The organism is Halorussus salinus, assembly GCF_004765815.2.
Taxonomy (GTDB): Archaea; Halobacteriota; Halobacteria; order Halobacteriales; family Haladaptataceae; genus Halorussus; species Halorussus salinus.
In genome coordinates, this window is the sequence record NZ_SBIS02000007.1 from 585,472 (window position 1) to 598,431 (window position 12,960).

Here is a 12,960-nt window from a genome sequence, read left to right on the forward strand (position 1 = left end):
TCAGACACCCCCCAAGTCCTCGATGCTGACGTAGCGGAACGCGAGCGCGAACGCGACCACGATGCTCAGGACGATGAACATCGACGCGGCGCTCCCGTACCCGATGGCGTACAGCGAGTTGATTCGCTCCTCGATGAGTTGGCCTATCATCAGCACTTTCCCCTGCCCGAGGAACCGCGGCGTGATGAACGCCCCCAGCGCGGGCACGAACACGAACAGGCTCCCGCTGATGATGCCCGGCAACACCAGCGGGAGAATCACGTCTTTCAGCGTCTCGACCCGACTCGCGCCGAGGTCCCGCGCGGCCTCGGTCAGCGAGAAGTCCAGCCCGTCGAGGCTGGCGTACAGCGACAACAGCATGTACGGGAAGTACGCGTGAGTCAGCCCCACGATGATGGCTGGCACCCCGTAGTTGAAGATGCCGAGCGGCCCGTTCGTGACGCCGAGTCGCATCAGCGTGCTGTTGATGACGCCGCTCGGGCCGAACATCAGGTACCACGAGTAGGCCCGCACGAGGTACATTGTGAAGAACGGCAACAACACGAGGAAGATGACCACTTTGAACGTGGTGCCTCCTCGGCGCGCCAGCAGGTACGCGAGCGGAAACGCTAACATCAGACACAGCACCGTCGTCACCGCCGCGATGAAGTACGACAGCGCGAGCGACTGGAAGAACGCGGTCTGCCAGAACGGCCCTTCGCCCGCGAACAGCTGATTGTAGTTCTCCATCGTCGGCTCCCAGATAATCTGGTAGGTGAACGTATCGACGCTCGTGAAGCTGACCGCCACCATGAACGTCAGCGGCGTCAACAACAGGAGGAACAACCAGACCAGCGCCGGTCCGGTCGTTATCCCGAGCTTGCTGGCCCGCGAGGTGAACGCGCCGACGAACTGCTCGCGCGCGGACTGGCCGCGCTCGGACGTTTCGGTGGACACGTCAGGCGACCTTAATTTCTTCCCACGCCTGAATCCACTGCCGTTCGTTCTCGACCGCCTTGAACGGGATGAAGCTCTCCAGTTTCGCGGGGTCCACCGCTCCGTAGAGGTCGTTCTGTTGCTGGGTCAGGTACTGCTGGGTCGCCGGGTTGACGCTGGGCGAGTAGCCCACCTTCGCCAGCGTCGCCCCGAGCTTCGGCGAGATGTACTCGTTGACGACCTCCCACGCCTTCTGTTTGTTGCTGGACGCCTTCGAGACGACCGCCGACTCGAACCACGCGAGCGCGCCCTCTTGGGGCACCGCCATCTCGGGCCAGTCGTCGCCGCTGGCCCACATCTCGACGATCTCGTTGCGACCGGACTGGCCGACAAGGAAGTTGCCCTGCCGGAACGACTTGATGTAGGTCGGGTCCGCCGCGATGTACCCCTGCAACAGGGGTTTCTGGTCGATCATCGTCTGCTTGACCTCCTGAATCTGGTCCTCCGAGAGGGTCACCCGCTGGCCCTCGAAGGCGTCGCGCATCCCGAGGTGGAGCGCGGCCCCGCTCATCGCCTTGAAGTGGTTGTCGTACATGATGATGTCGCCACTCAAGTTCGTCCCCTCGAACTCCTCGCTGAACAGAATCTCGTAGGTCGGTTCGTGGTCCGGTATCTCCCGCGAGTCGTACGAGTAGCCGTACCAGCCGAACCGAACCGGGACGCCGTACCGCTGGCCGTTGGCCGTGAACTGCGTGTCGGCGAACCCTTTGAACGTGTCGTAGATGTTGCTCTGGTTGTTGACCACGTCCTCTGGCACCGGTGCCAGCAGGTCCGCGTTCATCATCTTCGGCACGTAGTTGTTGTTCGGAATGGCGATGTCGTACTGGCGGTACTGCCCGGCGTTCCACGACGAGAACATCTTTGCCGACGACGTGGACTTGGTTATCTGGATGTCCACCCCGACCTGCTCTTGAATCGGCCCGAGGAGTTGCTGGTCACCGTACTCCTCCCACGTCAGAACGTTGAGCGTCGGTCGCTGTGCGGAGACCGACCCGACGTAGTTCGGCAGTCCAACCAGTCCGGCCGCTCCGGCCGCGCCGCTGGCCTTCAGAAACCGCCGACGGGAGTTGTTGCTCTGTTCGGTACGACCGCTGTCACCGTCTCGTGTCATTTGGTATCCCCCACCACGTCGAGAGTCGAGAGAATAAGTCATAAAAGTTTATGCTTTTTGTGTGGCCCGGCGGACTAATTTCGATGACTCGGGCCGCAGACGCTTGTCCGCCGAAAATTTCAATCGAACTGAACTTCCGCGCCGAGCTATTCCGAATCACCCCGAGGCGTTTTATATTGTGATGCAGTACCATGCGTCATGGGAGTGGATGGGGAGCTAATACGATTGACCGACGTGCGAAAGGAGTTCGGAGACGTGACGGCCGTGGACGGCATCGACTTCGACATCGAGCGCGGCGAGTTCTTCTCGCTGGTCGGGCCATCCGGGTGCGGGAAGACCACCACCCTCCGGATGATAAGCGGGTTCGAGACGCCGACCGACGGCGATGTCGTCATCGACGGCCGGGATATGCAGGGCGTACCGCCCGACGCGCGAGACACCAATCTCGTCTTCCAACACCTCTCGCTGTTCCCGCACATGTCCGTCGCGGAGAACGTCGGCTACGGTCTGAAGAAGTCCGGCGTCGGGAAGAGCGAGCGCGAGGAGCGCGCCTCTCGATACCTCGAACTCGTGGACCTCGGCGGGTACGAGGAGCGCAATCCGACCGAACTCTCGGGCGGCCAGCAACAGCGCGTTGCACTTGCCCGTGCGCTCGTCAACGAGCCGAGCGTCCTGCTCTTGGACGAACCGCTGTCGAGTCTCGACCGCAAACTCCGCAAGCAGATGCAGGTCGAGTTGCGCAAGATTCACGAGAAAACGCAGGGCGCGTTCTTCTACGTGACTCACGACCAAGAGGTCGCGATGACGCTCAGCGACCGCCTCGCGGTGATGAACGAGGGGGAAATCGAGCAGGTCGGCCCGCCCGAGGAGATCTACCGAAACCCGGCGAGTCCGTTCGTCGCGGACTTCATCGGCGACACGAACCTGCTGGACGGGGAGGCCCACGCCGAGGAGGGCCGGACCGTCGTGGCGGTCGGCGGTCGGGACGGCATCGAGTTCGTCCCCGACGAGTCGGTCGGCGAGGGGCCGGTCAGCGTCTCGATTCGCCCCGAGGACATCTCGCTGGCCGACGCGGGCGGCCCGAGCGCGAAGTCCGACGGCGGCCGCGCGTCGGGGGGCGGCACCTTCGAGGGTGAGATAGTCGAGCGGTACTTCCAAGGCGACCAGACCAACTACGTCGTGGATGTCGGTGAGAACGTCGAACTCTCGGTGGTGATGCAGGGCCGGAGTACCCCGGTCGAGCGCGGCGAGCGCGCGACCTTCTGGTTCGCCGACGACGCGCCCGTGGTGTTCGACTGAGTTCCGGGAGTCTCGGCGGTGCTATGTTTTCGAATCGAAATAATATTGAGCGTCCGTTCGTAGTCGGACTGTATGGAGACGGTTCGTGCGAGCGATTATCACGACATCGTGCAGGCCGAGGAGCCCCGAATCTCGCCGGACGGCGACGAGGTCGCCTTCGTCAGGAAAGTCCCCGAGTCCGACGACGAGTACGAGGCGACGATACACGTCGTCCCGGTCGGGGGCGACGAGCCGCGGCAGTTCACCGTCTCGGAGGGCGTCGATAGCCAGCCGCGGTGGAGTCCGAGCGGCGACCGCCTCGCGTTCGTCAGCACGCGGGGCGCGGACGACGACCGCCCGCAGTTGTGGGTGATGCCGACCGGCGGCGGCGAGGCCCGACGGGTGACCGACGTGGTGGGCGGCGTCGCCGAAATCGCGTGGTCGCCCGACGGGAGCCGAATCGCGTTCACCCAGCAGGTCACCGACGAGGACCGCGACGAGGACCGCGACACCGGTCTCGACGGCGACGAGTTCGAGCCCGACGAACCGGACCCGCGCGTCATCGACCGGAAGGTCTACCGAGCGGGCCAGCGGTACTTCGACGGGAAGCGTGCCCACGTCTACGTCGTGGACCTCGAAAGCGACGACGAAATCCGGCGGCTCACCGACGGCGACTACGACCACGTGAACCCCGAGTGGGCCGACGCCGGGAGGCTCCTCTACGGCGCGCGCCGGACCGGCGACCCCGACGACAACATCGTCATCGACGTGGTGGAGTACGACTTGGACGCTGACGAGGAGACCGAGACAGTCACCCAGACCACGGGGTGGACGCCGATGCTGGCGGCCACGAGCGACGGGCGACTCGCGTACGCCTACACGCCCGAGGAGAACGCGACGCTCCGTCAGACCGAAATCGAGGTGCTGGACCGCGAGACCGGCGAGGTGACGACGCCGACCGAGTCGCTGGACCGGACACTCTCGATGGCGGTGTCGCCCCAGTGGGGACCGAACGAGGAGCGAATCTACTTCTCGACGCCCGACGAGGGCGAGTACGCCGTCTGGCGCGCGCCCGGCGACGCCGGTTCGGACCCCGAGCGCGTCGTCGGCGACGGCGAGGTCGAGGCCGCCACGGTCGGCGCGGACAAGATAGCGTTCGTCCGGTCGGAGTGGGACCACCCCGGCGACGTGTTCGTCTCGACGCTGGGCGGTGCCGAGTCGCGGCGACTCACGCGGGTCAACAGCGACTACCTCGACGACCGCGCCGTCTGCCAGCCCGAGGAGGTCCGCTTCGAGAACGAGTCGGGCGACGAGATTCAGGGGTGGATGCTCACGCCGCCCAACTTCGAGGAGGACGAGGAGTACCCCCTCGCGGTCGAAATCCACGGCGGCCCCCACTCGATGTGGTCCACCAGCGGGACGATGTGGCACGAGTTCCAACTGCTGGCGGCGCGGGGCTACGTCGTCTTCTGGTCGAACCCCCGCGGTTCGACGGGGTACGGCGAGGAGTTCATGGCCGCGCTCGAAGGCGGCGGGTGGGGCGAGGTCGCCTACGAGGACGTGATGGCTGGCGTGGACGAGGTAGCGAGCCGCGACTACGTGGACGACGGGGACATGTACGTCACCGGCGGGAGCTACGGCGGCTACATGACGACGTGGATAGTCGGCCAGACCGACCGGTTCGCGGGCGCGGTCAGCCAGCGCGGCGTCTACGAACTCAACAGCTTCTACGGTTCGACGGACGCGTTCAAGCTCATCGAGTGGGACTTCGACGCGAACCCGTGGGACGACTACGAGTTCCTGTGGGAGCGGTCCCCGACCGCCTACGCCGACGAGGTGGACACCCCCACACTGCTCATTCACAGCGACGACGACTACCGCGTCCCGGTGAACAACGCCGAAATGCTGTATCTCATGTACAAGAAAAACGACGTGGAGACCCGACTGGTCCGCTACCCCCGCGAGGGCCACGAACTCTCCCGGAGCGGCGAACCCGCCCACGTCGTGGACCGACTCGAACGCATCGTGCGCTGGTTCGACGGCTACTCGGACCACCACGACGCGCCGAAGGCCCTCGACCGCGGCGACGACGGCCTCTCCGCGGCTGAGGACGACGAAGACGGAGAGAGCGACGACGGCGACGAGTAGTCAGACGACGCAGAAACCCGACTCGACTACCGACGTTTGCGCTCGACAGACCGAGTACCCGGCGCGTGCTGGCGAACCCTCGTGGGTCGCCGAGCGCGCGAGGGACGAGGACCGCAGGTCGGAGCGAAGCGGAGACCGAGGACCGCAGGCGGTTGGGGAGGACGAGGAGCGGTGTCTGTTCTCGCTTCGTTCGAACAGGCGCGTCAGTGCTTGCTCCGACGGTGCCGTGCAGGGCGGTCGCGGGAGCCTCCTGTTTGTCGGCGAGAGTCCGTCGAGCGGTCGTACTGCTGTCGCGGTGCGGGGCGATTGGCGGTACGACTGGTGTCGGTATCCGGCCAGTTCGCCGTGCTGTCGTAGTGTCGCAGGGATTTCCGAGGGGAACGACTTCGGCAAAACGGCACTCCTCTCGACCTACGTCTCAGTTCCGTTCACACCCCTCCATTGGCAATTTTTCGCACAGGAAGGACCGCTTCGGTAGTGGCTCCCGCGGGGAAAATCCCGCCGCCGTCTTGCGGTCGTTCACCCGAAACGGAGGGGTTCGACAGCGGTGACTATCCACCGACAGGAACGCCTCCGGAGAACTACGTTCGGGAACGGGGGTCGCCTTCGTCAGGAGAAATACGCGCGAGAACTGCCCGTAGTCCTGCGTTTTTCCAGTGGACACGGAGGGGTTCGCCGACGAGGGAGTCGGCGGCGGTTCGCCGTCGGCGAGACGAAAGTCGGCCGACGATTCGCGGTCGCGGAGAGTTCAGTCCACGATGATGTCGGTGTCGCCGTCGTCGATGACCGGGCGCTCGTCCGGTTGCATCTCGGTCTCGTAGCGGTCTATCCAGTCGGCGAAACACTCGGGGCAGAGCCGCTGGCTGTCTATCTGCGAGCGGTCCACCGTGAGTCGGACGGTGCGCGCCAGCGCGTCCGAGACGGGGTCCCGGCAGTCGTCGCAGGGGTCGGACTCCTCGTCGGTCATGACTTGGCGTGAGTAGCGGAGACACAAAGGTCTTAGCTGTTGGTTCGTCCCTCAGTAGGGGTTAGGCCCGGTGTTAAACGAGTACTAAGAGTAGGGAGTCGAATATCAGATATCTCAGTATTTAGACGCGAGAGGTATGCGGACGAGTTGTCGCGGTATGGGTGAAATTGAACGTCTTACCCGTCTCGACCGCAGTTGCTACGATGTGGTTCGAGCGAGACGAAAATTTGCGGAACTCGCTGGGACGAAGCGGAATCAGGTCGAGTGTCGGATACTCGTCGTAGTTCCAATCCCAGTCCCAGTGGTAGCGCCGGGCGTGTACGTCGTCTTCCTCAAAATCCGGGCTTACGACGACTACGTCCACATCGCTAGACGGCGTCGGGTCGCCACGAGCATACGACCCAAATACGACTACGGTGGTCGGATTGATTCCGTTTTGATGACCGATGCGGACAACCTCCTGAGCAACTTCTTCGGCAGAGGGAAGAGTCTCCCGCGGATTATCTGGACCGCGGTCCACATCGGTACTCATTTGAAATACTGTTGGTCAGCCCAATTCTTTAGCTCTTCGGTCGCTCGAATCGCATCTTTCGGAGACGTGTTCCGAGCGTAATCCAAGTCATCCGGGTATCGACGGTCATAAACTGAATATAAATATGAAAGGAGCTGACGTTTTTCTTTGGGAAATCGAGGAACATCTTGAGCGAGTTGGATAGTGTTATGTATCTCGTCTGGAACGCCACCACGCTTGACTATAATTGCTTTCAGTAGCGATTCGACAGCCAGATGGCACTCCTTCAATTTTTTCTGTGGTTGTGTGTTATCTCGTGCCGCTCGAAGGTCGCGCTCGTGTTTATCGAGCCACTCTTGGACCGAAGCCATCGAGTTGACTTTATTTTAGCTATTATTACTACTTTCGACTAACTCGTCTTTTCGGAGCGACGAGACCGCGTAGAGTAACGACGCGAACACTTTTGCTCGCCGACGCCGTGAATTAGCCAATGAGCGACGACGACTACTGCATCGCCGTCGCGGTGGGCAACCCCGACAACGCCGAGCAGTTGGTCCGGACCGCGCGGGACGTGGCCCGCGAGCGCGGCGGCGAGGTGTTCGTCCTCGGCGTCGTCGTCACACCCCGCGAGTCGCCGTTCGCGCTGTTCACCGACGAGGTCATCACCCGCGAGTTCGGCGACGAGCGACAGGCCGTCCTCGACCGCGCGGTGTCGGTCGCCGCCGAGAGCGACGTGCCGGTGAGCGGCAAGCTCTTCGTCGCCTCGTCGGTCGCTCGGGGCGTCCTCCACGGCGTGCGCGAGCGCGACTGCGACGCGCTTCTCCTCGGGTGGGAACAGCGGACTCGACAGGACGCGGTCCTCGGGACCAACGTGGACCGCATCGTGCGCCGCGCCGACTGCGACGTGCTGGTCGAGAAAATCGGCGCGCTGGCTGGCACCGTCGAACGCGTCCTCCTCCCGGTCGCCGAGAGCCGACACGCCGCCCTCGCGGCGTCGGTCGCGCGCGCCATCGCGGTGACCAACGACGCCACCGTGACGCTCCTCCGGGTCGTCGGGTCGCGAAGCGAGGAGGCCGCCGCCCAAGACCTGCTGGCGGCGAAGGCCGACTCCCTATCCAGCGTCGATTCGCGGTCCGGGGTCGCGGTCGAGACCGCGATTCGGGAGGGCGACGTGCCGGACGTAATCGTCACCGAGTCCGAGCGCCACGACGTGACGGTCCTCGGCGCGACGCGGACCGGTGCGATTCGGCGGCGAGTCGTCGGCTCGACGCCCCAAGCGGTCGGGCGGCGCGCGGAAGGGACGATTATTCTGGCCAAGCGCGGCGACGGGTCGCTGGTCTCGCGGGTGCTTCGGTTGTAGGGACGGAGAGAAGCAGAAATAGCGGGTCAGAGAACGACTACGTCGTCCGGAACGCCCGGTCGCCAGCATCGCCCAGTCCGGGGACGATGAAGCCCTCGTTGTTGAGTTCGTCGTCGATGGCGACCGTCAGGAGGTCGCACTCGTTGAACTCGTCGTCGACGCGGAGCAGGCCCTCGGGCGCACTGACCGCCGAGAGGACGAACAGGTCCTCTGGGTTCGACTGCTCGTTCAGGACCTCTTCGAGGACGGCGCACATCGTCGAACCGGTGGCGAGCATCGGGTCGGCGACGATGACGGTGTCTTTCTCCTGAATCTCGGGCAACTTCACGTAGTCGATGGTGATGGGGAAGGTGCCGTCCTCGCCGCGACCGGCCTCTTCGTCGCGGCCCGCGCTGATGACGCCCTGCTTGGCGCGGGGGAACGCTTTGAGAAGCCCCTCGACGAAGGGCGTGGCGGCCCGGAGGACGTTGATGATGACCACGTCGTCCAGCCCTTTGACTCGCTGGCCGGTCGTCTCGGTCAGGGGCGTGTCGATGGAGACGTACTCGGTCTCCATCGCGCCGTCGATTATCTCGTAGCCACAGATGCGGCCGAGTTTGACCAGCCCTTTCCGGAACCCGACCTGTTCGGTCTCTACGTCCCGGAGTTTCGAGAGCGTGTCCTGTGCCAAGGCGTGGGTGACGAGTTTGGCGTCTCCTCGGTCTTCGATGGTCATGTCTAGTCCGTATGCGGGAGACGCGGGGGTTTAGCTTTTGATATGAGCGACGGGTCCGCGCGTGAGTCTCACGGGCCAGCGTGCCAGTCCGACGACGAGGCCAGCGAACGGGAGCGGTGGTCGGGTCCGATGGGTCGGTGAGGGCGACGACGGAGAACGTGTCCTCACGACGAACGACGACCGCCGAAACCTTAATAATCCGGACACACAATCACCGTGCAAGACCAACCCGTGGACGGCAAACGAACCGAAGCGCGGTCGGTGTTCGACGACCGTCGGTCGTCCCCGGTGTACGGTAGCGTCAGACGCGCGTCGGCGTCGCCCGACAAGCGTATAACAGAGCCACCCTAGGAGGATTCAAATGGAAGAGAGCGTTTCGGGATTCAAACTGCGCGGCACGTGGGGTGACATCGTCGAACACGGCGAGCGAATCACCGAAGCCCTCCGCGAAGCCGGAGCCTCCGGCGACGCCTACGACGAGTGGGAGGAGTGGCGACCCAAACACCACGAACGACTCGGCGAGGACGTGTCCGAGAAGACCGCCGAGCAGGCCTCCGTCGGCGAGGGCGAGGGCGAGAAGAAGGGCAAAGCGCCCGACGACGACCTGAAGACCGCGGGCGAGAAGATAAGCGAGTCCTACGAGAAGTTAGAAGACGAGGAGACCGACGAGGCCGTCAGCAAGTGGCAGGACTCGGTGAGCTACGTCGCGCGCGCCGCCGACTCCGCGAGTCGGAAGGCGCTCCGGAAGGTCGAGGACACGGTGTACCAGAAGGTGATGACCCGACTCGCGCCCTACTACTTCGACAACGACCTCATCAGCGCCAACGTCCAGCAGGTCGGCCGCGGCGACGACGAGGAGCTGTTCGTCTTCGAGGTCAACGTCAACGACGACGAGTTGAAGGAGGCGGTCAGCGAGACGTTGGCGGACTACGAGGACGAGATTTCGCGCTGGCACGTCGATACCGAGAAGCGTACCGACACCGCCGAGGCCGCCGAGGGCGTCGAAGCGCCCGACGAGCCCGAGGAACCCCACTCGAAGACGACGTAGCGCGGGCCGAAATCGACCGGCAGAACGACCCTGCGAGAGGCGCAAGCCGGTAGACTATTTTATCGTCGGCGAAAGGGTCCGGTATGGTCGGGACTGGGGTCGTGACGTTGGTAATCGCAGCTATCGCCAGTCTGTTCATGGCGTGGGCCATCGGCGCGGGGTCGTCCGGCTCGACTCCCTTCGCGCCCGCGGTCGGCGCGAACGCAATCTCGGTGATGCGGGCCGGGTTCTTCGTCGGTCTCCTCGGCTTCGGAGGAGCCGTCTTACAGGGCGCGAACGTCTCGGAAGCGGTCGGCACGGAACTCATCGGCGGCGTCCAGTTGACCGCCATCGCGGCGACGACCGGCTTGTTGGTCGCCGCGGTGCTAGTCGCCATCGGCGTGTTCACCGGCTACCCAATCGCCACCGCCTTCACCGTCACGGGAGCCATCGTCGGCGTCGGTCTGGCGATGGGCGGCGACCCGGCGTGGGCGAAGTACCGCCAGATTTCGGCGCTGTGGGTGCTGACGCCCTTCGTCGGGAGTTCCATCGCCTACACCACTGCGAAGCTCCTGCGCTCGGAGCGCACGTCGGAGGAGGTCGTCATTCCCCTCCTCGGGGCGCTCGTCGGTCTCATCGTCGCCAACGTGAAGTTCGTCGTCCTCGGCCCGTCGGACGTGAGCCAGTCCATCGCCGAGACCGCGGGCGACGCACTGGCGCTTCCGGCGACGGCGGGCGTCGAGACGGGCACGGTCGTCGTCTCGCTGGCGATAGCTGGCTTCGTCGCCGGACTGCTAGCGTGGGACGTACGCCGGAATCTGGCGGCCGGACAGCGCCACTTCCTGCTCGCGCTCGGGAGCCTCGTCGCCTTCTCGGCGGGCGGGTCGCAGGTCGGCCTCGCCATCGGCCCGCTGGTGCCCCTGCTTGACCCATTCGAGATTCCGCTCGTGCCGGTGCTGGTCGGTGGCGGCCTCGGCCTGCTGGCCGGGTCGTGGACCGGCGCTCCTCGGATGATAAAGGCGCTGGCGCAGGACTACTCGGCACTCGGCCCCCGCAGGTCCATCGCGGCGCTCATCCCCTCGTTCGCCATCGCCCAAATCGCGGTGTTCTTCGGCATCCCGGTCTCGTTCAACGAAATCATCGTCAGCGCCATCGTCGGGAGCGGGTACGCGGCCGCCGACGGCGACGGCGGTGGCGTGAGCAAGGAGAAGATGGGCTACACCGTGCTGGCGTGGCTGGCGTCGCTCGTCCTCGCTATCGGGGTCGGGTACGGCGCGTTCGCGGCGATAGAGATATTCTTCTAGTATATAATTGATTCAAGATTGTCTTCTCATTAGCCAGTATTATTTTCAATTAGTATGACAGTAGTAGAGTTTTTTGGCTTTGAAACAATACTATTTTTATACTATATGAATTTATTAGTAATTCATATATAGAAACATTTTTATTATTTCCTCGCGTATCAATATACGCAATGGAAAACGATAAAATGAATAGAAGAAGTTTCGTGGAATACGCAGGAATCGCTACCACCGGCCTATCGGCGATCTCAGGACTTGGTTCAGCGAAAGGTAATAATCAAAGTAATATATATGAACAATCGCTGTTTCTACGTAAGAAAAATAACTGGTCGGTCCATACTTGGCGAAAATACCTTTTGAAAAGGGGTGTTAATGTCAAACTGAAGGATAGAACGGTGGATTTACCAGCACCAGCAAAGAAAGAAGATGAAGTCTCGTCTGAGTGGTTAACGCGGGATAAACTTACCATAGCCGTATCGCACAGTTACGGTACAGGTATGGACTATCCACGTTTTGATGTTGACTGGGAATTCAAAGTCTGTGATGGGCACTGGGCAGAGAAACCGTTCGACCTCATTGACATCAAGTGGGAAGGCCCAGAGTATGACCGGCAAAAATCGCCATACTACGGGAAGTACGCAAGCGAAGTTTCTAACGAGGAGTCTGAAGGCCTAAACGGATGTGTCTGTGAATACAACGACGCTCAACATAGCCTAGATCATTATTACGACAACGGAGACTGCTACTCCTTCGGTAGTTTCTTCGGTACTCCACTTTCGGCCGAAAAGAACAGTGTTTGTGATCGGCAAATTGAGGCTAACTACTACCACACGTGGCCTAGCCAAAGTTATAGCATCGGTTGGACAGTTGGGGCCCCAGTAATTTCATTCTCCAGTTCCAAAAATAAGTACGTCGCTGAGACTCTTACCAAGGAGTGCGAGATGGATGAGGGCGAAAAGGTATATACGTTCAGCAAGGCGTAACAACTAGAATAAACGCAACATTTTTATTTAGAGAGTCTAAAGACGAAGTACTCCGTTGTATGAATCGTAGAAGTTTGATGGATAAACTTGCGGCAGGAGCGACGACAATTTTGCTCTCGGGTTGTAATAGATCAATAAGAGTGTCAGCTACTAACGTAAGAGAATTACGAGCCGATACTAATCACTCAATAATAGATAATGAATCAGAGTTACAGAACAACTGGGATACGAACTCTTTACTCATAACTAAAGAAGAAGATATGAATAGGTTCAAACAAAATATCTCTCAAGCGGTAAGTGACTGGCGACCAGTAGAATTTTCAAGACAATTCGTCTCTCTTATTTCTGTCGTAGTCCCTGCCAAGAATACGCTAGTACCGAAAAAAATTGAACTTCAAGAAGATAGATGCTATTACAAGCTCCACATAGACGAAAATAAATCAACTGACCCTGACTTGCCTGACCCATATGTATTTAATATAGTCAATTTGTGGAATTTAAACGGGCATAGAACGCCAACAAGAATATCGGTCAACATCAACGAGAAACACAGTCAATAAAAAATATATTTCTGGATGTATTCT

At 61.6% G+C, this 12,960-nt stretch carries 13 protein-coding genes; 7 read left to right on the forward strand and 6 right to left on the reverse strand.

Annotated features, from left to right (window positions below; genetic code table 11):
- Both EPL00_RS16540 and EPL00_RS16545 read right to left on the reverse strand, forming a co-directional pair.
- Nucleotides 1-936 (reverse strand): ABC transporter permease, encoded by a 936-nt coding sequence (locus EPL00_RS16540; RefSeq protein WP_135853338.1) that lies wholly within the window; start codon nt 934-936, stop codon nt 1-3.
- A gap of 1 nt (nt 937) precedes the next feature.
- Nucleotides 938-2,086: an ABC transporter substrate-binding protein gene (locus EPL00_RS16545; protein ID WP_135853337.1), complete on the reverse strand. Its 1,149-nt coding sequence runs from the start codon at nt 2,084-2,086 to the stop codon at nt 938-940.
- Between the two features lie 198 nt (nt 2,087-2,284).
- On the opposite strand from EPL00_RS16545, the gene EPL00_RS16550 reads away from it, so the two are divergent.
- On the forward strand, nt 2,285-3,385 hold the full coding sequence (locus EPL00_RS16550) for an ABC transporter ATP-binding protein (RefSeq protein ID WP_135853336.1): 1,101 nt from the start codon (nt 2,285-2,287) through the stop codon (nt 3,383-3,385).
- A gap of 72 nt (nt 3,386-3,457) precedes the next feature.
- A complete protein-coding gene (locus tag EPL00_RS16555; RefSeq protein ID WP_135853335.1) occupies nt 3,458-5,512 on the forward strand; it encodes a S9 family peptidase in 2,055 nt (684 codons plus the stop codon).
- 748 nt (nt 5,513-6,260) lie between these two features.
- Here the strand turns inward: EPL00_RS16555 and EPL00_RS16560 are convergent.
- The 3 genes from EPL00_RS16560 to EPL00_RS24190 form a co-directional block, all read right to left on the reverse strand.
- Complete coding sequence (locus tag EPL00_RS16560) at nt 6,261-6,479, reverse strand: DUF7569 family protein (RefSeq protein ID WP_135853334.1); 219 nt, start codon at nt 6,477-6,479, stop codon at nt 6,261-6,263.
- Between the two features lie 121 nt (nt 6,480-6,600).
- Nucleotides 6,601-7,011, reverse strand: a complete 411-nt coding sequence (locus EPL00_RS16565) for a nucleotidyltransferase domain-containing protein (RefSeq protein ID WP_135853333.1) — start codon at nt 7,009-7,011, stop codon at nt 6,601-6,603.
- Nucleotides 7,008-7,361 (reverse strand): HEPN domain-containing protein, encoded by a 354-nt coding sequence (locus EPL00_RS24190; RefSeq protein ID WP_135853332.1) that lies wholly within the window; start codon nt 7,359-7,361, stop codon nt 7,008-7,010. Before EPL00_RS24190 ends, EPL00_RS16565 begins: the two co-directional genes overlap by 4 nt.
- A 119-nt stretch (nt 7,362-7,480) precedes the next feature.
- Between EPL00_RS24190 and EPL00_RS16575 the strand changes: the two genes are divergently transcribed.
- On the forward strand, nt 7,481-8,350 hold the full coding sequence (locus tag EPL00_RS16575) for a universal stress protein (RefSeq protein WP_135853331.1): 870 nt from the start codon (nt 7,481-7,483) through the stop codon (nt 8,348-8,350).
- Between the two features lie 37 nt (nt 8,351-8,387).
- Here the strand turns inward: EPL00_RS16575 and upp are convergent, their stop codons facing one another.
- Complete coding sequence (upp, locus tag EPL00_RS16580; protein WP_135853330.1) at nt 8,388-9,065, reverse strand: uracil phosphoribosyltransferase; 678 nt, start codon at nt 9,063-9,065, stop codon at nt 8,388-8,390.
- 361 nt (nt 9,066-9,426) lie between these two features.
- On the opposite strand from upp, the gene EPL00_RS16585 reads away from it, so the two are divergent.
- The 4 genes from EPL00_RS16585 to EPL00_RS16600 all read left to right on the forward strand — a co-directional run bounded on the left by EPL00_RS16585 (nt 9,427) and on the right by EPL00_RS16600 (nt 12,936).
- Nucleotides 9,427-10,113 (forward strand): DUF5828 family protein, encoded by a 687-nt coding sequence (locus tag EPL00_RS16585; RefSeq protein ID WP_135853329.1) that lies wholly within the window; start codon nt 9,427-9,429, stop codon nt 10,111-10,113.
- 83 nt (nt 10,114-10,196) lie between these two features.
- Entirely contained in the window at nt 10,197-11,396 is a 1,200-nt protein-coding gene (locus tag EPL00_RS16590; protein WP_135853328.1) for an inorganic phosphate transporter, read from the forward strand.
- A 170-nt stretch (nt 11,397-11,566) separates the two neighbouring features.
- Nucleotides 11,567-12,376 carry a hypothetical protein gene (locus EPL00_RS16595; protein WP_135853327.1) on the forward strand — a complete coding sequence of 270 codons (810 nt, stop codon included), beginning with the start codon at nt 11,567-11,569 and terminating at the stop codon, nt 12,374-12,376.
- 140 nt (nt 12,377-12,516) lie between these two features.
- The gene (locus tag EPL00_RS16600) at nt 12,517-12,936 is read left to right on the forward strand and encodes a hypothetical protein (RefSeq protein ID WP_135853326.1); all 420 of its coding nucleotides are present in this window, start codon (nt 12,517-12,519) and stop codon (nt 12,934-12,936) included.
- Nucleotides 12,937-12,960: the final 24 nt, after the last annotated feature.